The organism is Synechococcus sp. KORDI-49 (genome assembly GCF_000737575.1).
In the GTDB taxonomy this organism is placed as follows: Bacteria; Cyanobacteriota; Cyanobacteriia; order PCC-6307; family Cyanobiaceae; genus Parasynechococcus.
The window spans coordinates 1,699,966-1,722,584 of the sequence record NZ_CP006270.1; the positions used below are offsets into that span (position 1 = coordinate 1,699,966).

The 22,619-nt window shown below is 64.6% G+C and carries 23 protein-coding genes; 15 read left to right on the top strand and 8 right to left on the bottom strand.

The window, feature by feature from the left end:
* Nucleotides 1–9: 9 nt before the first annotated feature.
* From KR49_RS08595 to KR49_RS08610, 4 genes are read left to right on the top strand one after another with little or no spacing between them, the layout of a single operon-like run.
* A complete protein-coding gene (locus KR49_RS08595; protein WP_043694145.1) occupies nucleotides 10–1,776 on the top strand; it encodes a hypothetical protein in 1,767 nt (588 codons plus the stop codon).
* 36 nt (nucleotides 1,777–1,812) lie between these two features.
* Nucleotides 1,813–2,850, top strand: coding sequence for a tetratricopeptide repeat protein (locus tag KR49_RS08600; protein ID WP_043694148.1), 1,038 nt, complete (start codon nucleotides 1,813–1,815; stop codon nucleotides 2,848–2,850).
* Complete coding sequence (locus KR49_RS08605) at nucleotides 2,850–3,881, top strand: hypothetical protein (protein WP_156957166.1); 1,032 nt, start codon at nucleotides 2,850–2,852, stop codon at nucleotides 3,879–3,881. Before KR49_RS08600 ends, KR49_RS08605 begins: the two co-directional genes overlap by 1 nt.
* Nucleotides 3,875–5,062 (top strand): exo-alpha-sialidase, encoded by a 1,188-nt coding sequence (locus KR49_RS08610; RefSeq protein ID WP_043694153.1) that lies wholly within the window; start codon nucleotides 3,875–3,877, stop codon nucleotides 5,060–5,062. The genes KR49_RS08605 and KR49_RS08610 overlap by 7 nt, the downstream gene beginning before the upstream one ends.
* 1 nt (nucleotide 5,063) lies before the next feature.
* On the opposite strand, the gene KR49_RS08615 is transcribed toward KR49_RS08610, so the two are convergent.
* Nucleotides 5,064–5,978, bottom strand: a complete 915-nt coding sequence (locus KR49_RS08615) for a hypothetical protein (RefSeq protein WP_156957167.1) — start codon at nucleotides 5,976–5,978, stop codon at nucleotides 5,064–5,066.
* A gap of 75 nt (nucleotides 5,979–6,053) precedes the next feature.
* Here KR49_RS08615 and KR49_RS08620 point away from each other — a divergent pair, with 75 nt between their 5' ends.
* On the top strand, nucleotides 6,054–6,953 hold the full coding sequence (locus tag KR49_RS08620; protein WP_043694159.1) for a sulfatase-like hydrolase/transferase: 900 nt from the start codon (nucleotides 6,054–6,056) through the stop codon (nucleotides 6,951–6,953).
* Here KR49_RS08620 and KR49_RS08625 read toward each other — a convergent pair.
* Both KR49_RS08625 and KR49_RS08630 read right to left on the bottom strand, forming a co-directional pair.
* A complete protein-coding gene (locus KR49_RS08625; protein WP_052378218.1) occupies nucleotides 6,883–7,623 on the bottom strand; it encodes a sulfotransferase domain-containing protein in 741 nt (246 codons plus the stop codon). The two genes, KR49_RS08620 and KR49_RS08625, sit on opposite strands and share 71 nt — an antisense overlap.
* Entirely contained in the window at nucleotides 7,623–8,423 is an 801-nt protein-coding gene (locus tag KR49_RS08630) for a sulfotransferase family 2 domain-containing protein (RefSeq protein WP_043694163.1), read from the bottom strand. The genes KR49_RS08625 and KR49_RS08630 overlap by 1 nt, the downstream gene beginning before the upstream one ends.
* An 80-nt stretch (nucleotides 8,424–8,503) precedes the next feature.
* Here KR49_RS08630 and secA point away from each other — a divergent pair, with 80 nt between their 5' ends.
* The 4 genes from secA to KR49_RS08650 are packed head-to-tail and all read left to right on the top strand — an operon-like array spanning nucleotide 8,504 to nucleotide 13,910.
* Nucleotides 8,504–11,314, top strand: coding sequence for a preprotein translocase subunit SecA (secA, locus tag KR49_RS08635; RefSeq protein ID WP_043694166.1), 2,811 nt, complete (start codon nucleotides 8,504–8,506; stop codon nucleotides 11,312–11,314).
* Nucleotides 11,315–11,328: 14 nt separating this feature from the next.
* On the top strand, nucleotides 11,329–12,375 hold the full coding sequence (locus KR49_RS08640) for a hypothetical protein (protein WP_043694170.1): 1,047 nt from the start codon (nucleotides 11,329–11,331) through the stop codon (nucleotides 12,373–12,375).
* A complete protein-coding gene (locus tag KR49_RS08645; RefSeq protein ID WP_052378219.1) occupies nucleotides 12,372–13,082 on the top strand; it encodes a glycosyltransferase family 2 protein in 711 nt (236 codons plus the stop codon). Before KR49_RS08640 ends, KR49_RS08645 begins: the two co-directional genes overlap by 4 nt.
* Nucleotides 13,083–13,085: 3 nt before the next feature.
* Nucleotides 13,086–13,910: a glycosyltransferase gene (locus KR49_RS08650; protein WP_043694173.1), complete on the top strand. Its 825-nt coding sequence runs from the start codon at nucleotides 13,086–13,088 to the stop codon at nucleotides 13,908–13,910.
* A 6-nt stretch (nucleotides 13,911–13,916) separates the two neighbouring features.
* Here KR49_RS08650 and cysE read toward each other — a convergent pair whose 3' ends face one another.
* Together cysE and KR49_RS08660 are read right to left on the bottom strand one after the other, a co-directional pair.
* Nucleotides 13,917–14,663: a serine O-acetyltransferase gene (gene cysE / locus KR49_RS08655; RefSeq protein WP_043694176.1), complete on the bottom strand. Its 747-nt coding sequence runs from the start codon at nucleotides 14,661–14,663 to the stop codon at nucleotides 13,917–13,919.
* A 10-nt stretch (nucleotides 14,664–14,673) separates the two neighbouring features.
* Entirely contained in the window at nucleotides 14,674–15,675 is a 1,002-nt protein-coding gene (locus KR49_RS08660) for a GntR family transcriptional regulator (protein WP_043694179.1), read from the bottom strand.
* Nucleotides 15,676–15,754: 79 nt separating this feature from the next.
* Between KR49_RS08660 and KR49_RS08665 the strand changes: the two genes are divergently transcribed.
* Nucleotides 15,755–16,516 carry a dienelactone hydrolase family protein gene (locus KR49_RS08665; RefSeq protein ID WP_043697192.1) on the top strand — a complete coding sequence of 254 codons (762 nt, stop codon included), beginning with the start codon at nucleotides 15,755–15,757 and terminating at the stop codon, nucleotides 16,514–16,516.
* On the opposite strand, the gene infC is transcribed toward KR49_RS08665, so the two are convergent.
* Entirely contained in the window at nucleotides 16,513–17,166 is a 654-nt protein-coding gene (gene infC / locus KR49_RS08670; protein ID WP_043694181.1) for a translation initiation factor IF-3, read from the bottom strand. The two genes, KR49_RS08665 and infC, sit on opposite strands and share 4 nt — an antisense overlap.
* A 57-nt stretch (nucleotides 17,167–17,223) precedes the next feature.
* Nucleotides 17,224–18,120, bottom strand: coding sequence for a tRNA (adenosine(37)-N6)-dimethylallyltransferase MiaA (miaA, locus tag KR49_RS08675; protein ID WP_043694185.1), 897 nt, complete (start codon nucleotides 18,118–18,120; stop codon nucleotides 17,224–17,226).
* 157 nt (nucleotides 18,121–18,277) lie between these two features.
* Between miaA and gyrB the strand changes: the two genes are divergently transcribed.
* Genes gyrB through KR49_RS08700 form a run of 5 tightly spaced genes read left to right on the top strand, consistent with a single transcriptional unit; the run spans nucleotide 18,278 to nucleotide 22,177 of the window.
* The gene (gyrB, locus tag KR49_RS08680; protein WP_043694188.1) at nucleotides 18,278–20,245 is read left to right on the top strand and encodes a DNA topoisomerase (ATP-hydrolyzing) subunit B; all 1,968 of its coding nucleotides are present in this window, start codon (nucleotides 18,278–18,280) and stop codon (nucleotides 20,243–20,245) included.
* A 14-nt stretch (nucleotides 20,246–20,259) separates the two neighbouring features.
* The gene (locus tag KR49_RS08685) at nucleotides 20,260–20,565 is read left to right on the top strand and encodes a hypothetical protein (RefSeq protein ID WP_043697195.1); all 306 of its coding nucleotides are present in this window, start codon (nucleotides 20,260–20,262) and stop codon (nucleotides 20,563–20,565) included.
* Nucleotides 20,558–20,926 carry a CrcB family protein gene (locus tag KR49_RS08690; protein WP_043694192.1) on the top strand — a complete coding sequence of 123 codons (369 nt, stop codon included), beginning with the start codon at nucleotides 20,558–20,560 and terminating at the stop codon, nucleotides 20,924–20,926. Before KR49_RS08685 ends, KR49_RS08690 begins: the two co-directional genes overlap by 8 nt.
* Nucleotides 20,919–21,293 (top strand): CrcB family protein, encoded by a 375-nt coding sequence (locus tag KR49_RS08695; protein ID WP_043694194.1) that lies wholly within the window; start codon nucleotides 20,919–20,921, stop codon nucleotides 21,291–21,293. The genes KR49_RS08690 and KR49_RS08695 overlap by 8 nt, the downstream gene beginning before the upstream one ends.
* Entirely contained in the window at nucleotides 21,290–22,177 is an 888-nt protein-coding gene (locus KR49_RS08700; RefSeq protein ID WP_043694196.1) for a glycosyltransferase, read from the top strand. The genes KR49_RS08695 and KR49_RS08700 overlap by 4 nt, the downstream gene beginning before the upstream one ends.
* On the opposite strand, the gene KR49_RS08705 is transcribed toward KR49_RS08700, so the two are convergent.
* Nucleotides 22,143–22,616 carry a glutathione peroxidase gene (locus tag KR49_RS08705; RefSeq protein ID WP_043694198.1) on the bottom strand — a complete coding sequence of 158 codons (474 nt, stop codon included), beginning with the start codon at nucleotides 22,614–22,616 and terminating at the stop codon, nucleotides 22,143–22,145. The genes KR49_RS08700 and KR49_RS08705 overlap by 35 nt on opposite strands.
* Nucleotides 22,617–22,619: the final 3 nt, after the last annotated feature.

Sequence of the window (22,619 nt, forward strand, 5' to 3'; positions counted from 1 at the left end):
AGATAACCCATGGGATTGCCCCGTGCGCTGAAAGCCCATGGTGATGGCGATCTCGAGACGGCGGAACAGCATTACCAACGCGCTCTGGATCAGGGCAGCCAGGACCCGATCCTGTTCCAGAACTATGGAGCTCTGCTGCGCAAACGCAACAGACTCAGCGAAGCCGATGCGATGTATGTCCGCGGGCTGGCCTTGCATCCCGATCAGATCGGCATCCTCACCAACCGCGCCAATCTGCTTCGTGACAGCAACCCTGCCATTTCTCTGGCCTGTCATCTGCGGGCCTTGCGTCTGCTGCGGCACCAATCAGCGGAACGGATTCCAGCCGAGCCCTTCATCAACACCATCAGCCATCTGCGTCAGCTGGGAATGACCCAGTGGGCTCTGGCTCTGTCTCAGGAGGCCCTGCACTGGGCGGGGCCGGATGCCGGCCTGTTGCTGCAATGCCTGCTGCTGCAGGACGGACACCAACAGAGCGACGCGGCTGCTGATGGCCAGCGATCGGATCGCCTGCGCCAGCGCCTCGAAGCCCAGCTGGAGGACTGCCAACCGCTGGCACGCGCCGAAGTGCAGCTCAGCCTGGCCACCCATTACTTGGGTGAGGCACGCCTTGATCAGGCGGAGCGCCTGTTCGGGCAGGGCATGGACACGCTTCGGAACTTCAGCAGTGCCGAGGTGGATGAACTCAGCCAGGCCCAGAAACTGATCGACATCCACAGCTGGAATCAGGGTTGCACCCTGTTGCAGCAGCAGCAGCTCCAGCGCGGTTGGCAGTTGTTTGAACACGGTCTGCGCACGCCGGCGGACGGCCCTCAGCGGTGGCAGCGCGCCTTGCGCAAACCCTTCAGCGCTGATCAGCTCCCCCTCTGGCGCGGTGAATCCCTGAGCGGCCGCCGTCTTCTCCTGCTCGAGGAACAGGCCATCGGCGACGCGATGATGTTCATCACCCTGCTGCCGGGCTTGTTGGATGAAGCGGCAGCACTCGGACTGGTGGTCAGTGACCGCCTGCTGCCGATCTACCGCCGCAGCTTCGACGAGTGGATCGCGGCCGGCCGGGTTCAGGTCTGGAGTTATGAACAGGCTGCCAGCGCTGAGCTGAATCCAGAGGAGTACGACCTTCAGTCACCTGTGGGATCGATCTGCCAGTACCGCTTCACGGATGTGATGCGATACGGCCGGCATCTGCCTTTGCTCAAGGCTCCGCCTGAGGCGACAGATCAGTTCCGTTCGGAGTACCTGAACCAAAGAACGCCGGTCCAGCGACTGATCGGACTCAGCTGGCAGGGGGGCGGCACGGGGGTGCGGATCAAGCAGAAGTCCCTGAAGCCGCAGCAGTTTCACCCCCTGATGCGGGATCTGCCCGGTGTCCGCTTCGTCAGCCTGCAGTACGGCAAGGCGGAGCCGATCGTTCAGGCCTGGCAAGCGGAAGGTCTTGATGTGATCTACGACCCCCGGGTGAACCCCCTGAAGGACATGGATCTGTGGCTGGGCCAGGTGGCGGCTTGTGATGCCGTGCTCAGTGTCGCCAACACCACCATCCATGGTGCGGCAGGCCTGAATCTCCCCACGCTCTGTCTTCTCAGCCGTCACCACGACTGGCGCTGGTTCACCGATCCAGCGGTCGACCGCAGTTACTGGTACCCCTCGGTGGGAATCGCGCGTGAACAGGAGCAGCAGGGATGGGAACCGGCACTCGATCAGGCGCGCCACTGGTTGGAACAGGGCTGCCCTTTGCCGACAGGGCCAGTGCACACCAGAGCATCAGCCCTGGCCTGAGCCTGTGCTTGGGTAGCGACTGATTGATCCAGTTCGATGCCCGCTGCAGAACAGCAGTTGCTGCCCCTGTTTCAGGCAGGTCGTCACCACGAGGTGGTGGCGCAGGCTCGTCAGCTGGAGGTGCAACCCCAGACCCAGCCCCTGGCGGCGAATGTGCTGGCAGCGTCGCTGTTTCAGCTGGGGGAGTTCGGCCAGGCCGCTTCCTTGCTGGAAGCCCTTGAAGCCACCCTCGGCCAGGACCGTGACTATCTCTCGCTCTACGGGGCGACCTGTCGCCGCCTTGGTTTGCTGCAGCGAGCTGAGCAGCTGTTGGCTCGTGCTCTGCAGTTGGATCCGGGCTCGATGGCCGTGCGCAACAACTACGCCAATGTGCTGATTGATCTGGGCCGTGATCAGGAAGCACGGCGGCTGCTGGAACAGGTGCTGGCAGAAGAACCGGACTATCAGGATGCGAGGGCCAACCTCAACAGGCTGCAGTTCAGGCAGCAACCTGCCAGCGCAACGCCGGCGGGACCCGCATCAGCGGAAGCGGCTGCTCGGCCGACCTGGTCTCCTGCAGATCCATTGATGCTGGCCTTCGCGGAGGAGGAGGTGAAACTCGCTGGAGGAGTGGGGTCGTCCGCGGGTCGCGCTCTTGCCTCGGACCTTCCCGATCCTCAGCAGCGGGAAATGGCCTCCGAGCAGATGCAGCTTGCCGAGAAGGCCGTGGAAGAAGGAAACCACAGCTTTGCTCTCAAGCTCTGCAGCCAGGCCCTGACGGGGGTGGGTGCCAACGCCAAGCTGTACGCCACAGCAGCGGATGCGTACATCGGTTTGCGTCGGTTTCAGGAAGCCGAAATCTGCCTGCTTCAGGCCGTGAGCATCGGGGGAGCGGGGATCAATCAGCTGATCAATCTGGTCAGCCTCACCAGCCTGCGCGGGGACCTCACCCTGGCCTCCCATTACCTCGATCAGGCCGCGGGGCTCGATCCAAGCCACCCTCACCTGGCCAACCTGCGCACCAACCTGGCCCAACGACGTCAGTCCCTGGCCGGCAGCCCTTACGCCTTCCTGCCCCAGTGGCCACAGCCGTGATGACCACCAGCGCCCGCAGCGTCCGTTACTGGCTGGCGGTTCATCCGGATGTCAGCCGTCCCATCGGTGGGGTGAAACAGATCCACCGGCTTGCAGAGGCTCTCGGAGCCTGTGGTCGCGAGGCCACGCTGATCCAGCAGCAGCAGGACTTCCATCCCGGCTGGTTCCGCAGTGAGGTGACCACCACCAGCGTGGCGGCGTTCCGCTCTCGCACCGATCTCGATCCGACGCGGGATGTGCTCATCCTTCCGGAGACGTTTCTTCCGGATCTGCTGAGTTACGCCCCTGGCCTGCCCAAGATCCTCTTCAACCAGAACGGCGCCTACAGCTTCGGTTTGGGGAGCGGCCGTCGTTTTCCGCCGCCGCAGGAGGTGCTGGCGCTCTATCGCCACCCGGAGCTGCTGCATGTGCTCTGCGTTTCAGAGCAGAACCAGCAGCTGTTCACCCGTGGCTTCGGTTTGGGGGAGGCCAGGGTGAGTCGGTTGGTTAACGGCATTGAGGCGGAGCTGTTTCAGCCCGCTGCCCGCAAGCATCGGCAGGTGGCCCTGATGTCCCGAAAGAACGGTGCAGATGCTGAGGTGGTGATGCAGCTGCTCCGTGCGCAGCCCTGGTGGCGGGACGGGGGATGGAAGCTGGCCGTGATTCAGAACCTGCCGCAGCAGCAGGTGGCGGCTGTTCTGGGGGAAAGCCTGGTGTTTCTCAGCTTCGGCCATCCCGAGGGGTTCGGCTTGCCGGTGGCGGAGGCGCTGGCCAGCGCCTGTGCAGTGGCGGGCTATTCCGGCCTCGGTGGCCGCGAGCTGTTCCAGCTGGCGGCGGATCACAGCATCGGCGTGGAGGTGGCCTACGGCGACTGGCTTGGTTTTGTGGATGCCGTGGCGGCCTTCCATCGATCTCTCTCCAAGCAAGGAGAGGAGGTGGCGGAGGCCTTGCAACAGGCGTCCGATACCGTGCGGCAGCGCTATTCAGCAGCTGCGATGCAGGCCAGCGTGGCATCGGCCATGGCCCGCTGGGAAGCTCAGCTGGGATGCTGACGCCTGCCGCCCAGGCTCTTGATCTCTGTGGACAGCTGAGCTGGGGACGTCTGCTGAAAACACCGTTGCAGGAGGGCATCTGGTCGCTGCTGGAGCCCTGCGGTGATCAGAACCACGCTCCCCAGCTCTGCTGGATCCGGCCGGATCTGCTGGCCTGCGTGTGGATGGCCGGCGGCGGCGAGGGCACCGCAGGCATGGCGATCCAGCTCAGCCTGCTGGAGGCCGGCTGCGGCAGCTGGACGGTTCCGCAGACCATCTCCTGTGATCCAGCCCGCTCCGAACAGAACCCGCTGCTGTTCCTGGCCGGTGATCAGCTGCAGCTGATTCACACCGCTCAGGATGTGCGCGATCCCGCCGCTTCCGAGCCAGCAGGCTCTCCCTTCACCATGCAGTGGACCGCCCGGCTGCGACAGCAGCAGCTGGCCGTGGCGGCCATCGCTGCATCCGAGCCCGCCAGCTGGGCGGCGGGTGCCTGGCAGCCCTGCGATGACCTGCTGCCGGAGCCGGCTTTCTGCCGCCATCCTCCCCACCACCTGGCGGACGGCCGTGCCTTGCTGCCCATCTATCGCAGCCTCGAGCAGGGTGGAGCCTTCGGGCATGACCACAGCCTTGTGCTGCCGCTCAACGCCAGCGGCCGTCCGGCGTCGGCTGCGGTGGCGGTGCCCTCCTGCATCGGCCGCGTGCATGGCTCGATCGTGGCCGCCGCCGACGGCACAACGCTGCTGCAGTTCTTCCGCAGCCGCCGTGCTGATCGCATTTACCGCTCCCACAGCCGTGATCAGGGAGCCAGTTGGAGCGCGCCAGCGCCCACTGAGCTGCCCAACAACAACAGTTCGATCCAGGCGCTGCGGCTCAGCAGTGGCCGGCTGGCGATGATCTTCAACCGTTTCGCGCTGCATCCGGAGCCCGTGAGCGGCCCCTGGGGTGAGGCGGCTTGGCCCCGCAGCCGCTGGCCCCTGGCGATCGCGCTGAGTGACGACGATGGCGACAGCTGGCCCTGGATCCGCAGCATCGACCATGGCGATGGCTTCTGTGGTGATGCCAACTGGCCGCTGAACGGTGCCCTGGCCTATCCCTCCATCGTGGAGGGGCTGCCAGGCGAGCTGCACATCGCCTACTCCTGGGCCGGGCGACTGGCGATCCGCTACCTCTGCCTGCAGGAGGAGGAGATCCTCGGGTGATTCAGCCGGCCTGCTGAGGGTTGTCCGGTTGATGCAACAGGCGCGGGTCGCTCGCGAAGCGCAGCAGATCCTGCTGGTCGGCCAGATCCATCAGCGTCTGACTGATGCCGATCCGGGTGGACCAGCCCTGGTCGGGGCCCCGGGTCTTGGCCAGCTGCTCCAGCAGGTCGGCCAGTTCCGCGGTGAGTTTGTTGTGGCAGAGCACGCTGAGCTGGCGGCGCAGGTTGCTGCAGATCCTCTGGGTGAGCAGCACCTCCGCATCCTGCTGCTGCCGGGGCTGGATGGAGCTGCGGGTGATGCTGTCCGGCTGCACTCCCGTGAGAAAGGGCAGAGTGCGAGCGATGCGCAGTTTGCCCTGCTGCTGCAGCTGGCGCAGGGCGTTGTCCAGCGGCAGCAGGCGGCAGCCGGCTTCGAACGGTTGATTCAGCTGCTCCAGCAAAGGGCCGATCCGCTGGCGATGGATCAGCACCGAGGCCAGGCAACCGGTGTAGAGGTCGCTGCGCACATCGATGACTCGCTGGCGACGCTGCTGGTCGTGTTGCATCGCCAGGGCCCGATGGATGGAGGGGTTCACGTACATGTCCGTGACCAGCAGGTCGAAGGCCCCGCCATCGGGGTTCAGCCCCTCGCTGAACACCACGAATTCACGGCTCAGTTCCACGTCGTCTTCGACGATGTGGAGGTAATCGAAGCCCTCGCTGGCCGATGCGCTCTGCAGCAGGTCGAGCCATGACTGCCAGAGTCCGAACTCACCGGGATTGAGGCCCCGTTCACGGGCCCGATCCGGATCACCGCGAACGGCGGAGAACCGCTGGTAGCGCCCCTCCAGCCCCAGCTGCCCAAGATGCTGTTCCAGCCGGGAGCGCCGTTCCCGCTGGTCATCCAGGTTGATGAACACACCCTTGAGTTGGGTCATCCTGCCGTCGGGCCGGCTGCTCTTCGCATTGTGCAGAAGCCTGGTCATACGCTTCGGCAGCTGCGGTTCCGGGTGATGGCTGCCACCGATGTGCTGCTGATCAGCCTCGATTCCTGCCGCTTCGACACCTTTGCGGCGGCCCATGGCTGCGGAGCGCTACCGCATCTCAGTGCCGTCGGACCCCTGCATCGCGCCCAGGCCCCCAGTTATTTCACCTACGGCAGCCACGCCGCCTTCTGGATGGGGTTTACCCCAGGGGTGAGCGGCAGCGGTGAGCCGTGGCTGAATCCCAAGGCCGGCAAGTTGTTCCGGATGGCCTACGCCGGTGCGGCCGGTCGGGACACGGACGGTTTTCAGCTCGAGGGGGCGAATCTGGTGGAGGGTTTCCGCCGCCAGGGGTACCGCACCATCGGCAGCGGCGCCGTGGACTGGTTCGATCCCGGCTCCGAGACCGGGGCGGTGCTTGGAGCGCCCTTTGAACGCTTTCACTTCGCCGGCAACACCTGGAGCCTGCAGAGCCAGCTGGCCTGGATCGAGCAGGAGCTGGCGACCGTGCCTGCCGATCAGCCGGTGTTCCTCTTCCTCAACGTTGGTGAAACCCATGTGCCCTACTGGCATGAGGGGGCACCCTGGCCGCGGTTTCCCAGTCCCTGCCGGCCCTTCGGTGGAGCGGACTGCAGCGCCGCGGAGAGTGCGAAGCGCCAGCGGGCCTGTCTGGAATGGGTCGATGGCCAGCTGTCGGCGTTGCTCAACCGGTTCATGCCCGGCACCGTGCTGCTCTGCGCCGATCACGGCGACTGCTGGGGAGAGGACGGGCTGTGGGAACACGGCATCAGTCACTCCGCCACCCTCACCGTGCCGTTGCTGCTGCGGGTGCGGGGCCGCCCCATCGGCGAGCCGACGGCTAGGCCCAGTCCCAGCCGAACCCGTAGCGCGCTCTCACGCCTGTGGCGGTGGGCCGCAAGGCGGTCCTGAGGTCGTCTCGGATCGCTTCAGGCACCGCATCGGCTTCGCCCCGGCCGGCATTCGCCCGCGGCAGCGTCATCGGCAGCGGCATGGCCGCAACCCCAAGAAACCGCAGAATCCGCCCCCAGACCCTGGCGGTGTCCTGGAACAGGTCCTCGCTGCGCAGCACCAGCAGCTGGTCCGCCGGAAACAGGGCTTCGTAGCGCTGCAGCTGTTCGAGATAACGGCTGCGGGCCACATAGCTGTGCTTCTGCAGGCTGAAGGGATCACCGCTGGCCAGTCGGGCCGGTTCCGCGGCCAGCGCTTCCGCGGGCTCTAGCGGTTCGAATCCGAGGCGCCGGGCGTGGAACACCTGGGACAGGGCCCGTTCCACGGGATCCCGCAGCAGGGCGATCAGCTTCACCTGCGGCAGCAGCGCCCGGATGCGGCCGGGGATCTCCGGGTGGAACAGATAGAAGGGAGTGATGTCCCCGCAGCGCTGATCCGCCGCGGCAGTCGCGTAGTGGGCGGCATACCAGCTCAGCGGTTGGTCGTGGTGGAGGCTGAAGTAGTGCACCTCCTTGCCGGCGGCCAGGAACACCTCCGGGTGATGCCCCAGCAGCTGCTGAAGGCTGGTGGTGCCTCCCTTCTGGGTGCCCAGCACCAGGAAATCCGGCAGCCGCTGCGGTGCTGCGGCCATCAGCGGCGCACCGGTTGCAGGGCCTGATCGCAACGATGGGCCGTCGGGCCCCAGTGCCAGCGCACCTCGGGGGCGTCCCTCAGCACATCGATGCGGCCGGCTTTGCGGATGGCGCTGGTGCTCCCTTCATCCGTGCAGGGCTGCCGGGCGTAGCCGAAGGTGGCGAAGTCCACGGCGTACAGCCGGTTGGCGAGGGCCAGTTCCTCAGGGCTCAGGGCTTCCGAGGCCGCCGGCTCCTCATCCTTCAACCTGGCGGCGGCATCGTCGATGAACATCTGAGGCCAGCCCAGTTCAACCGCCAGCGCCAGCACATCGCTGCGCAGGGTTTCGCAGCGCAGCAGCCGGTCTGCTTTCGGTTCATCGCCGAAGTGGGTGAAGTGATGGATCGGCAGGGAATGGATGAAGCGGGGATCGAGCTGGGCGTGCCGTGACGGCAGCTGCTTGTAGTAGCGGCGCTTCATCTCCGCAGTGATGCCGCCGGCGAGCACGCGCCGCTCCAGCCGTTTCGACTTCTGCCGGTAGTACTCGTTCACCGCGGAGGGCAGACGCCGGTACGGATCGCGCACGCAGGCCACCACCCGGTAGCGCTCCAGGTAGTCGAATTCCTCGAACATCCGCAGGTCCTGCATCGGCAGGTGGGCATGGTCCACATAGCGGCGCAGCCGCGGGCACCAGCCGTAGTCCCACAGTGCCGTGAACGCGTCCGGAGGCACTCCCCGCAGGAACACCATGCGCAGCAATTTTCCGGCGCACTTGGGCACGTGCAGGAGAACGGTCTCGAGATCGTGCCGGATGATCATCGGGTCATCGTCTCAGGCTGTTCGAGTGCCACGGGGATCCTCGGTAGGCTTCCCCAACCGTTCCGGTAGCTGCCGACACCATGCTCAAGCTCCTGCTGGGTGACCCCAATGCCCGCAAGCTGAAGCGCTACCAGCCGATCGTCACCGATATCAGTGTCCTCGAAGAGGACATCGCGCCTCTCAGCGACGACGATCTTCGCCGCCGCACGGCCGAATTCCGCGAGCGGCTGGACAATGCCGGCACGCTCGAGAACCAGCGGCCGGTGCTGGATGAGATCCTGCCGGAAGCCTTCGCGATCGTCCGTGAGGCCGGCAAGCGCGTGCTGAGCATGCGCCATTTCGATGTGCAGCTGATCGGCGGCATGGTGCTGCACGAAGGCCAGATCGCCGAGATGAAGACCGGCGAGGGCAAGACGCTGGTGGCCACACTGCCCAGCTACCTCAATGCCCTCACCGGCCGCGGCGTGCATGTGGTGACGGTGAACGACTACCTGGCTCGCCGCGACGCCGAGTGGATGGGCCAGGTGCACCGCTTTCTGGGCCTGTCGGTGGGGCTGATTCAGCAGGACATGCGACCGGAGGAGCGCCGCCGCAATTACGCCTGCGACATCACCTACGCCACCAATTCCGAGCTGGGGTTCGACTACCTACGGGACAATATGGCGGCCGACATCAGCGAGGTGGTGCAGCGCCAGTTCCAGTACTGCGTGATCGATGAGGTGGATTCGATCCTGATCGACGAAGCCCGCACGCCGCTGATCATTTCCGGTCAGGTGGAGCGCCCTCAGGAGAAGTACCAGCAGGCCGCTCAGGTGGCCGAATCCCTGGAGCGGTCGGCCGAGATGGGCAAGGACGGCATCGATCCCGAGGGGGATTACGAGGTGGATGAGAAGCAGCGCAGCTGCACCCTCACCGATGAGGGTTATGCCAAGGCGGAACAGATGCTGGGGGTGCAGGACCTGTTCAATCCCCAGGACCCCTGGGCCCACTACATCACCAATGCCCTCAAGGCCAAGGAGCTGTTCGTCAAGGATGTGAACTACATCGTCCGCGATGGCGAGGCCGTGATCGTCGATGAGTTCACCGGTCGCGTCATGCCGGGTCGCCGCTGGAGCGATGGCCAGCACCAGGCGATCGAAGCCAAGGAAGCTCTGCCGATCCAGCCCGAGACCCAGACCCTGGCCTCGATCACCTACCAGAACTTCTTCCTGCTCTATCCCCGTCTGGCCGGCATGACCGGCACGGCCAAGACCGAAGAGGTGGAGTTCGAGAAGACCTACAAACTCGAAACCACGATCGTGCCCACCAACCGGGTCCGGGCCCGTCAGGACTGGGCGGATCAGGTCTACAAGACAGAACCGGCCAAGTGGCGCGCCGTCGCCAACGAAACCGCGGAGATTCACCGCAAAGGCCGGCCGGTGCTGGTGGGCACCACCTCCGTGGAGAAGAGTGAGCTGCTCAGCTCCCTGCTGGCGGAGCAGCAGATTCCCCACAACCTGCTCAACGCCAAGCCTGAGAACGTGGAGCGCGAGTCGGAGATCGTGGCCCAGGCCGGCCGTGCCGGCGCCGTCACCATCGCCACGAACATGGCTGGCCGCGGCACCGACATCATCCTGGGCGGCAACAGCGATTACATGGCCCGCCTCAAGCTGCGGGAGGTGTTGCTGCCCCGCCTGGTGCGCCCCGAGGATGGCCACAAGCCCCCGGTGCCGCTGCAGCGCAGCGCAGCGGCCGGTTTCTCGGAGGCCCCCCAAGCGCCGGCGCGCAGCAGCGAGAGCCTGTTCCCCTGCACCCTCACCGATGACACCGATCAGCTGCTGGGTCAGCTGGCCCGTGATCTGGTGGCGGCCTGGGGGGATCGCGCCCTCACGGTGATCGAGCTGGAGGAGCGCATCGCCACAGCCGCCGAGAAGGCTCCCACCGACGACCCTCAGATCCAGTCCCTGCGGGAGTCGATCGCCCGGGTGCGGGCGGAATACGACGCGGTGGTGAAGCAGGAGGAGGAGCGGGTGCGTGAGGCGGGAGGTCTGCACGTGATCGGCACGGAACGGCACGAATCCCGCCGCGTCGACAACCAGCTGCGTGGCCGTGCCGGCCGCCAGGGAGATCCGGGCTCCACCCGCTTCTTCCTCTCCCTTGGCGACAACCTGCTGCGCATCTTCGGCGGCGACCGGGTCGCCGGCCTGATGAACGCTTTCCGGGTGGAGGAGGACATGCCGATCGAGTCCGGCATGCTCACCCGCTCTCTGGAGGGGGCTCAGAAGAAGGTGGAGACGTACTACTACGACATCCGCAAGCAGGTGTTCGAATACGACGAGGTGATGAACAACCAGCGCCGCGCTGTGTATTCCGAACGCCGGCGTGTGCTGGATGGCCGCGCCCTGAAGAAACAGGTGATCGGCTACGGCGAGCGCACGATGAACGAGATCGTGGAGGCCTATGTGAATCCGGATCTGCCGCCGGAGGAATGGGATCTCGATCAGCTGGTGAGCAAGGTGAAGGAATTCATCAACCTGCTGGAGGATCTCACCCCGGATCAGATCCAGGGCCTGGGCATGGAGGAACTCAAAGCGTTCCTTCAGGAGCAGCTGCGCAATGCCTACGACCTCAAGGAAGGTCAGATCGAGCAGCAGCGTCCCGGCCTGATGCGGGAGGCCGAGCGGTTCTTCATCCTCCAGCAGATCGACACCCTCTGGCGGGAACATCTGCAGGCGATGGATGCCCTGCGTGAGTCCGTCGGCCTGCGGGGCTACGGCCAGAAGGATCCGCTGATCGAATACAAGAACGAGGGTTACGACATGTTCCTCGAGATGATGACCAACATGCGCCGCAATGTGATCTATTCGATGTTCATGTTCCAGCCGGCCCCACCTCAGGCGCAGTCCGCCTGAGGCCAGCGGGCGTCGTGGAGGCTTCCACTCTGCTGAAGCGAACCCGGCGGATGGTCCGTCGCCTCGAGGCGGAGAAACGGGCCCTCATGCCCATGGTTCCTCCGGGTCGGGAGAGCCTCTATGAGAGCAACCTGGAGCACATCCTTCAGGGCCCGCGGACCCATCTCAAGGTCCTGAAAGATCTTCTGAAGGCGAACCCGGAGCCGGAGCGACTGGCTCGACGCCTTCCGCAGCTTCGGGATGCCTATTCCCTCTGCCCACGCAACCGCGCCTTGCAGCGCTATCTCACCGAATTGCTGCATCAGGTGGCTCCGGCAGGCTGCCGTGAGCTGGAAGCGTTGTGCCGGGATCGCATCGTCATGCTGCATCTCACCTGCCGACCCCGCCGCAACCTGGCGCAGCAGTCGATCCGTTCCTTCTCTCCCCTCGGGGATGCCGTGGTGCATCTCAGCCTCACCGGCAATGGTCGCCGAAGGCCCCCGAAACGTCTCGGTTTCTGTCTGCAGGACGGATGGCTGAGGCTGCCGGTGCCGGATGTCTACGAGCGACTCGCAGACAAGGTGTTCTACGCCTACACCGTTCTGGCTCTGGTGGCCAAGCCGCGGATGGTGGTGAAGCTCGACGACGACCATCGACTCGTGGATGCGGCTGTGTTCCAGCGTTATCTCGAGCTGCTTCAGCAGCAGAACGTGCAGTACTCCGGTCGCCTGTTGCGGGCACGTCACTACCAGCAGGAACAGGGTTGGCATGTGGGCAAGTGCTCAGAGCCGCACTTGGATGGCATGGGCTATCAATGTCCGTTCCCTGCCAGCTACGCCGATGGGGGCTTCGGCTACGTGCTCGGTCCTCAGTCGCTGGAGGCCTGCCAGTACATGTACCTGTCGATGAAGGCTTTCTTCAACCGTCCGGCCGTGCAGCTGGAAGATGTGTTTGTGGGCTTGGCTGCGGAAAGCCGGGGCCTCGAGCTGCACGACTGTCATCCGCTGGTGCCCCGCGCTGACGACCGCCTGTATCTGGTCGAGGAGGCGGCGCTGCCGGGACTGGCCCGGCGAACAGCATGAGCAGGATTCCACCGATTGCGGTGATCACGCCGTATTACCAGGAACGCACGTCGCTGCTCGAGCAGTGCCACGCCAGCGTGCAGGCTCAGACCACCCCCTGCCTGCATGTGCTGGTGGCTGATGGTCACCCCCAGCCGGAGCTGGACACGTGGACGGCTGATCACCTGCGTCTTCCCTGCTCCCACCGCGACATCGGATCCACACCCCGGCTGATCGGAGCGATCCACGCCATCGGACTTGGATGTGAGCTGATCACCTTTCTCGATGCCGATAACTGGTTGCAGCCGGATCACTGCGCCACCGTTCTGGAGGCGGTCCGCAGCAGCGGGGCGGCCTTCCTGTCCACCTCCCGTCGTCTGCATGCTCCTGACGGCACCTACTTCGCTGACTGTCCCAACACCGACCCTGACCGCTTCATTGACACCAACTGCATGACCTTCGCCCGTCCGGCGTTCCCCCTTTTGCAGCACTGGGTTCTGATGCCGTCCTATGCCCACCTGATCGGGGATCGGGTGATGCTGGATCACGTCCGTCGTTCGGGTCTGCCGCGTCGGCATCTCGACATCACCAGCGTCTGCTACCGCTGTGGCAAGGACGGCATCTACCGGCAGCTCGGTCTTCCCATACCGGATGGGGTGGAACCGGCCCCGGATTACGCAGCGTCGTTCCGCCGCTGGGAGGCGGACGGTCACCCTGCGCTGATCTGATTGATGCCATCTCCCTCCCTGCTGGCCATCGTCTGTGCCCGTGATGAGGCAGTGCAGATCCGTCGCTGCCTGGCGGGGTTGATCGCCGAGGGCTTCGAGGTGGTGCTGCTGGACCATGGCTCCACCGATGCCACCCGATCGATCGCCGAGGATTTCCTGGGGCAGGGTTTGATTCGGATTGAAACGCTTCCCTGGACCGGCAGTTTCAGCCTCAGCGATCAGCTGCGGGCCAAGCAGGCGATTGTCGAGACCAGTCGTCACGACTGGGTGTCTCATTTCGATGCGGATGAGCTGCCCGTGGCGGCTCCGATGTTTGAGCGGGTGATCGATGCCGTGGCGGCAGCGGCAGAACAGAACTGCAACTGCATCAACTTCCATGAGCTGGTGTTTCTCCCCCCGCCAGGCCGTGAGCGCTTCGGGGCACCGGAATTCTGTGGCGACCACCTCGACTACTACTTCTTTCAACCCACCTATCCGCGGCTGATGCGGATCTGGCGCCGGGATTCAGGCCTCAGCAATCTGGCGGCCGGTGGTCATCAGCTCAGGGGCGTGGAGCGGCGTTTGTTTCCTGTTGATCTGGTGCTCAGACATTTCATCGTTCTCAGCCGTGCATCCGCTCGGGCCAAATATCTGCCGCGGGTGTTCAGTGAGGAGGATCTGGCCCGGGGTTGGCATGGGAACCGCGTGAACATTCAGGCCGAGGCCATCGACGCCTACTTCGATGGGCGACTGGCCAGAGCGGATCGCATCCACAGCCTGCGCGACCCCGACGACCATCGCTATGAGCTGAGTCATCCTCAGATCAAGCATTTCTGGGAGTGGGGCTGATCAGGTTCAGCCGGTGTTCTCCCCCAGGAATTCAAGAATTTCCCGGTCCTTGAGGCTCTGGGCCTCGCCGCGGCAGACCTCCCGCACCTGACGCCCGGCCGCCACCTCCTGCAGACAGCGCTGCAGGTTGAGCACGGTGCTCTCCAGCTCATCGATCCGCTCCATCAGATTGCGGATCACATTCGCCTCGGCATCGGGCAGAGCGGAGTGGGCCAGGGGATTGATCCGCACCCCGCTCTGGTGGATCACCCGGCCCGGGATGCCCACCACGGTGCAGTCCGATTCCACATCGCGCACCACCACCGACCCGGCTCCGATGCGGGTGTTGGCACCGATCGTGATCGCGCCGAGCACCTTGGCGCCGGCACCGACCACCACGTTCTCGCCCAGGGTGGGGTGGCGCTTGCCGTGCTCCTTGCCTGTGCCGCCCAGGGTGATGCCCTGATACAGCAAACAGCGGTTGCCGACCTCAGCGGTTTCACCGATCACCACACCCATGCCGTGGTCGATGAACACGCCGCGGCCGATGCGGGCGCCGGGGTGAATCTCGATGCCGGTGAGGGCGCGACCCAGCTGACTGATGCAGCGGGCCAGCAGTTTCAGCGGCAGCCGGCAGCGCCACAGCGAATGGCTGAAACGGTGCAGCGTCAGCGCATGCAGGCCCGGATAGCAGGACAGGATCTCCAGCCAGCCGCGGGCAGCCGGATCACGCTCGCGGATGATCGCGAGATCGGCGCGGATGTGATCGAACATCGCGGGGGTGTCAGCTGGCGGCTGCTGGGGTCTGCAGGCCGATCTCCTTTCGGAGCAGTTCGATCGTATCGGTGCTGAGGTAGCTCTCGGCGCAGTGCACCTGGGGCATGCGCATCAGCTGCGAGCGGTTCTGGCGCAAACTCTGCTCCACAAGCGGCAGGCTGGGGCGATCGCACAGCACGTGGCTGGAGGCCCGCAGCAGCGCCAGCAGGCGGCTGCCCACATCCGGGGTGGCGGTCATCAGCAGCAGTTCGTTGCCGCGCATCGAATGGAGGATCACCTCCGCGGCCCGCAGAATGCCGGGGCTGATGCTCACCAGGCCCACGCAGCTGCCGGGGCGGAGTTCCTTCAGCATCGCCAGTTCCTGGCGGAAGTCGTTGAGGTCCACGGCGACGGCACGCACCCCGTGCTTCTTGGCCAGGTCCTCCACCGGCTGCAGGAAATAGCGGCTGGTCACCACCGTGCCGTTGCTGGAACTCTCCAGCACGCTTTCCAGCTCTTCCATCGGCACCACTTCGACGGGCACATCGAGGCAGGGCTCGAGTTCCTCGGAGATCAGCATCGACGCGCCGATGTCTTCTCTGGGTGTGCTGACCAGCACCCGGGCGCCGCAGCGCAGCCGCCAGTCGATTTCACGGGTGAGCATCTCGCGTGTCTGCTGCAGGGTGCAGCCGGCGTTGAGCAGACCGTCCACGCATTTGCGCACCTCGCGATCGAGGTCGGTGACGCCGCGGTTGCGGATGTGGGGAGGGGTGCGGATCTCCCGTGGTTTCTGCTGATCGCGCACATAGATGCCGGATCCGGCCATCGCTTCCACCACACCGTCGGTTTCCAGCTGCCGGTACACCTTGCTGATCGTGTTGCGGTGCAGGCCGGTCTGCATCGCCAGCTGGCGCGTGCTGGGCAGCCGGTGGCCGGGGGGGTAATGCCGGGCCGCGATGGCAAAGCAGATCTGGTTGTACAGCTGGGTTGATGCCGGAATGTCGCTTTCCTGCTGGATGTGGAATCGCACGCCGGTGGGCCAGGTCGGAATGCGGCCACCATAAGGACCGGAACCCGCGGTGACAATTGGGTGTGTGTCCTGCGGACCTGTGACAATCTCCAACTCCCGATACAGCGACTGGGTTCAGGTGGTGGACGGTCCGGTGCCGCTGCAATGCTGGTGGGCGACCCCCGTTGCTGGTCAGCACGATATTGATGCGATAACTACACAAAAACGTGTAGCTATCGTGCTTCCTGAGGTGTTCGGTGTGAATGCCTGGGTGCGTGGTGTCGCTGATCGTCTCGCCGCCGCAGGAGTGCCGGCTCTGGCGGTGCCGTTGTTCGCCCGCACAGCCCCCGAGCTGGATCTCGCCTATGAAACGTCCGATCTGGCTCAAGGACGGCGTCACAAGGACGCCACCACCACCGATCAGATTCTCAGTGATCTTTCAGCGGCCATCACCTGGCTGGCCCGGATCTGTCCTGGAGCCGAAGTCAGTGTGGTGGGGTTCTGCTTCGGGGGCCACGCCGCTCTGCTGGCGGCCACCCTGCCGGCGGTGAAGCACAGCTTTAATTTCTACGGTGCCGGCGTCAGCCGCATGCGGCCCGGCGGTGGACCGCCCTCCCTCGCACTGCTGCCCAGCATCCAGGGGCAGCTCACCTGTCTGTGCGGCACGGCGGATCCTCTGATCCCTGCTGAGGATCGGGCGGCGATTCAGGCCGCGCTGCGGGAGAGCGACCCGAACGGAAATCGCCTTCGCTACGTGGAGCTGGAGGGGGCGGACCATGGCTTCATGTGCGACGCGCGCAGCAGTTACAACCCAGAGGCGGCCCGTTTCGGATGGCAGCTGCTGGAGCGTTCCCTTGCCTAGGCCTGGCGGCCGGCCAGCTTGGCGGCGGTGGGACGCGGCGGTGAAGGGATGGTGCGGACGGCCTTGCTGGGAGCCGCCTCCTTCTCATCCTTCTTCAGGAGAGGGGTCTTGCGCGGAGTGAGGAACATGATCATGTTGCGGCCCTCCCGCTTGGGTGCCTGCTGGATCTCGGCCTTCTCCTCGAGGTCCTTGGCCATCCGCCGCAGCAGCGTCTCCGCCAGGGCCGTGTGCTGAATCTCCCGGCCTCGGAAGATCACCGTGCACTTCACCTTGTCGCCGGCTTTGAGAAAGCGCTGGGCCTGACCGATCCGCACGTCGTAGTCGTGCTGGTCGATCTTGTAGCGCATCTTGACCTCCTTGACTTCGGTCTGGTGCGACTTTTTCTTGGCCTCTTTGGCTTTCTTTTCCTGCTCGAACTTGAACTTGCCGTAATCCATGATCCGGCAGACCGGCGGGTCAGCCTTCTCGCTCACCAGCACCAGATCCAGCTCCCGGTCCCGGGCCACATCCAGCGCTTCCTCCCTGCTGATCACGCCGAGCTGACTGCCGTCTGAGTCGACCACCCGCAGCTGGGGGTAATTGATCCGGTCGTTGATGTTGGGCAGCTCCCGCACAGGAGCACGACGATCAAAACGGGGACGTGGGGGCATTCAGGAGGAGAAGGGGACAGGAGCAGACAGCGGGTGACTCACGGTGGCCTGCATCCTTCACCTTAGGTGTCGCTCGATCAGCGTCATCGCCTCCGCTTCGGAATCGTTGCTCTCCAGCCAGTGGGGGTTGTGCTGCCGCCGGAACCAGGTGCGCTGCCGCTTGGCGAACTGACGGGTGCGCTGGCTGGTGATCCGGATCGCTTCCGCCGTCTGCATCGCCCCTGCCAACACCTTCAACGCCTCGCCGTAGCCGATGGTCTGCAGCAGCGGCAGGTTGTCGCCGTAACGCTCTGCCAGGCGTTGGGTTTCCTCCACCAGCCCGTCGCTGTACAGCTGTTCGGTCCGCTGCTGAATGCGCCCCCGCAGGTCCACCGGATCGAGCCCCAGCTCGAGCACCCGCCACGGCGGCGGCTCCGCCGTGGCCTGACGGCTCATCGGTTGTCCGGAGGCGTAGAGCACCTCCAGCGCACGCTGGGTGCGCACGGCATCCGCAGGGGCGATCCGGGCGGCGGCGGCGGGATCCGCGGCTTGCAGCAGCGGGTGGCAGATGGTCTGGCCGAGCGCGTCGAGCTGCCGGCGCAGCTGCGGTTGCGGCGGCACGGCAGGCGGTCGCAGGCCACTGGTGAGGGCTTTCAGGTACAGGCCGCTGCCGCCCACCAGCAGCGCCATCCCTTCCCGTTTCAGGACCGCGTCGATGCAGGGGTTGGCTTCCGCCTGGAACTCCTGGAGGGTGATCGGCTGGTCCGGCGGGCGCAGGTCGAGCAGATGGTGCGGAACCCGCGCCTGTTGGGCGGCGGTGGGCTTCGCGGTGCCCAGATTCATCTCCCGATACAGCTGGCGGGAATCCACGTTGATCACCGGCAGTCCGAGCCGCTCGGCGATCCCCAGGGAGAGGGCCGTCTTGCCGCTGGCGGTGGGCCCGAGCAGCACGATCACCAGCGGGTCTGAGGGCATCAGCAGCGGGCCGGGGGGTGCACCCCTGGATGAAACGGCGCGTGAGAGGCCTCTGGAAGCCTCTATGGACGGCCGGTGGTAGATTGAGCCTGCCAGGTCGAGGTTTCAGGCTGTTACAGCCTTTTAGAACCCTGTCTCCTGGCTCAAGAGCTGCGGCATGAGCGACGCTTCCAAGGTCCAGAACGCTTACGGCGCTGAGCAGATTCAGGTGCTGGAAGGGCTGGAGCCCGTCCGGAAACGCCCCGGCATGTACATCGGCTCCACAGGGCCGAGGGGTCTCCATCACTTGGTCTACGAGGTGGTGGATAACTCGGTGGATGAGGCTCTGGCAGGTCACTGCGATCAGATCGTGGTGGTTCTGGGGGAGGACGGCTCCGCTTCGATCAGTGACAACGGCCGCGGCATCCCCACGGATGTGCATCCCCGCACCGGCAAGAGCGCCCTGGAGACGGTGCTCACCGTTCTGCATGCCGGGGGCAAGTTCGGCTCCGGTGGTTACAAGGTGTCAGGCGGTCTGCACGGTGTCGGTGTCTCCGTCGTCAACGCCCTCAGTGAATGGGTGGAGGTCACGGTGCGGCGTCAGGGCCAGGTGCACCGTCAGCGCTTCGAGCGGGGTGCGCCCATCGGCAGCCTTGCGTCGGAACCGCTCCCCGACGGGGAACAGGACCGCACCGGCACCAGCGTGTGTTTCAAGCCCGATCAGGAGATCTTCACGGTCGGGATCATCTTTGATTACGCCACCCTCTCGGCACGGTTGCGGGAGCTCGCCTATCTCAATGGCGGTGTCCGCATCGTGTTCCGTGATGAGCGTGAATCAGCCCGCGAAGCCGATGGATCTGCCCACGAGGAAATTTATTTCTACGAGGGTGGCATCAAGGAATACGTCTCCTACATGAACAAGGAGAAGGAAGCCCTTCATCCTGAGATCATCTATGTGAATTCCGAGAAGGATGGCGTTCAGGTGGAGGCCGCGTTGCAGTGGTGCGCCGATGCCTATTCCGACAGCATTCTCGGCTTCGCCAACAACATCCGCACCGTGGATGGTGGCACGCATATCGAAGGCCTGAAGACGGTGCTCACCCGCACCCTCAACGCCTTCGCCAAGAAGCTCGGAAAGCGCAAGGAAGCCGATTCCAACCTCGCCGGAGAGAACATCCGTGAGGGGCTCACCGCCGTGCTCTCGGTGAAGGTGCCGGAGCCGGAATTTGAGGGTCAGACCAAGACGAAGCTGGGCAACACCGAGGTGCGTGGCATCGTCGACAATCTGGTCGGTGAGTCGCTCAGTCAGTTCCTCGAATTCAACCCCTCCGTGATCGGCCTGATCCTGGAGAAAGCGATCCAGGCCTTCAATGCTGCCGAAGCGGCTCGGCGGGCCAGGGAGCTGGTGCGCCGCAAGAGTGTGCTGGAGAGTTCCACGCTTCCCGGCAAGCTGGCCGACTGCAGTTCCCGTGATCCGGGCGAATCTGAGATCTACATCGTGGAGGGAGATTCCGCTGGCGGGTCAGCGAAACAGGGGCGTGACCGACGCTTCCAGGCCATCCTTCCGCTGCGCGGAAAGATCCTCAACATCGAGAAGACCGACGACGCCAAGATCTACAAGAACACCGAGATTCAGGCGTTGATCACGGCGCTCGGGCTTGGCATCAAGGGAGAAGACTTCGATGAAAAGAATCTCCGCTATCACCGCATTGTGATCATGACTGATGCGGATGTTGATGGCGCTCACATCCGCACGTTGATTCTCACTTTCTTCTATCGCTACCAAAAAGCGTTGGTTGAAGGGGGTTATATCTACATCGCCTGTCCGCCGCTCTACAAAGTGGAGCGGGGCAAGAATCACACCTATTGTTATAACGAATCGGATCTGCAGAAAACCCTGAAAGGATTTGGCGAAAAAGCCAACTACACCATTCAGCGGTTCAAGGGCCTTGGAGAAATGATGCCCAAGCAGTTATGGGAAACCACCATGGATCCCAGCACGCGGATGATGAAGCGCATCGAAATTGAAGATGCACTGGAAGCGGATCGCATCTTCACGATTCTGATGGGCGACAAAGTGGCGCCCCGTCGGGAATTCATCGAAACCCACAGCGCTGAACTCGATATGGCGGCTCTGGACATCTGATGGGGACTGTTCCGATGGGAGGTGTGTTGCGTTGGAGCTGGCTGCTGGGGGTGGCGTTGATGGTGCCGGCAGCCCTGCCGGCTGGTGGCGGTGAGTTCCGTCAGCCTCAGGTCCGTCGTCGCTCCGGCAGCGGTCCGCTGCACATCGGTTCCGACTGCCCGCTGCGGCTCAGTCCGCTGGCGGTGGCACCGAGCCTGAGCACTCTCGCCATCGGAACCCCCTGTCGGCTGCTGCGCCGCTGGCCGGGGGACGACGGACAGGACTGGCTTCAGGTGCAGGTGCTCAGCGGCGACTGTCCACGAGGCTGGCTCCGTGCCTGAAGCTCTGCTGGTGGCGATCGGTGCTGTTCCAGGAGCCTGGCTGCGCCTGAAGATGGTGAACCATTTCGAGCCGATGGTTCCGAAGAAGCACTGGGGCACCTTCACCGTGAACGTGCTCGCCTGCTTCGCCCTCGGTCTGGTGCTGGCATTGGAGGAAACCTGCTCCGCCCGCACCGGGATCGTGCTGCTGATCGGGGTGGGCTTCTTCGGCAGCCTCAGCACGTTCTCCACCTTCGTGGTGGAACTGCTGAATGAGCTGCGGGCCGGCCATGCCCTGGCCGCTGCTGCTCTGGCGGCAGCCTCGGTGCTGGCAGGTTTGCTGGCTTCCGCAGCCGGATACGGACTGGGGATGCATGCCTGAATCAAGACCCCCCCTGAGGATTGAACTGGAGGAGCTCCTGCTGGTGGCCCTGGGTGCCGTGCCGGGGGCCCTGCTGCGCTGGCAATGGGCTGTTCAGCTGCAGGATCGCAATGTTCTGGTGAACACCCTGGGCGCCGCGATTCTTGGCCTGCTGGCCGGTCTGCCGGCGGCACCACGGCGTCAGCTGCTCCTGGGCATCGGCTTCTGCGGGTCGCTCACCACCTTCAGCAGCTGGATGCTGGCGGCGATGCGTGATCTCAGTCGCGGGGAGTGGGGGTCAGCGGTCGGCCTGATCGTTCTCACCCTGGGGCTGGGCCTGGGAGCTGCAGCGCTCGGACTGATGCTGGGTCGGATGTGGAGGAGATGAGCAGGGTCGAGCTCGTGTTCACCCTCCATCAACGGAATCACCTCGATCACTACGCCATGGCCTTGGCTGCGGCCTATGTGTCCATCCGTCAGCGCACGCATGCCGTTCTGAGGCTTCATGTCGTGACGGATCAGAGCGTTGGAGCGATGACCCGTCAGCGCCTGATCGCCAGCCTGCGTGGTGGTGATGAGATCACATTCGTGGAGGCGGCCTCTCTTCCGGAGGCAGCCGATCTCGCCTGTCAGCTCGATGGCGATTACTCGCCAGCGATCATCTGGCGGGCTTGGATCGCCGAGTACCTCCCGCAGCTGGATCGCTGTCTTCTTCTCGATTGCGATCTGCTGGTGCGGCTGGATCTTGCTCGCGTCTGGGAGATGTCTCTCGAGGGATGCGTCTTGGCAGCTGTTCTTCGAGGCCGACCCCATGCCGAGGACTATCACGTCTGGTTGGGGACTCCCTGGAACCGCTACTTCCGCATGGGGTGCACCCTGATGGATCTGGAGATGATTCGCTCCAACAACGCGTTTCAGGAGGGTCGGCGTGATCTGCTCCTGGAAGCCTCAAGTCTTCGAGCCAGCCTTCCTGCCTGTGGCTTGCTGGAGCAGTCGCTGTTCAATCGATTTTTCGCGCACTCCTGCCGCCCCATGCCCTTTCCGTTGATTGCCTCGGATCGGCTGGAGCATCACCCCTCGTCCCAGCAGTGGTTGGCTCTGCTGCGGACCGGGGGTGATTGCATCCTGGACATCAAGGGCTGGAGCAATCGTTCGCCGGAGGCCTTGCAGTTCTGGGCAGCTCTGCTGGAGACCCCATGGAGAGAGGCGGTCGTCGCACGTTTTCTCGAGGGGGCGATCAGGCCGCCAGAGCCGCCTGAATCGCCTCGCTGAGCTGCTCCGGTTCCACGCCGCTCTTGAACCGTTCGATCACGGTGCCGTCCTTCCCCACAAGGAATTTCTCGAAGTTCCAGCCCACATCACCGGCAGGCTCCATCCGGTTGAGGGTGGTGAACGGCTCGGTGGTGCTGCCCATGGCATGCACCTTCCCGAAGAGTTCGAAGCTGGCGCCGTAGGTGGTGGAGCAGAAGCTCTGGATCTCCGGCAGGCTGCCGGGCTCCTGACCCCCGAAGTCATTGCAGGGGAAGCCGAGCACGGACAGGCCCTGGTCGCCGAAGCGGTCCTGCAGCTGCTGCAGACCGGAGTACTGGCGGGTGAAGCCGCAGCGGCTGGCCACGTTCACGATCAGCAGCACGCGTCCGGCGTAGTCGCCGAGCGATTTCTCGCTGCCATCCGCGCTGAGGACGGACACGTTGCTGATGCTGATCGTCATCGT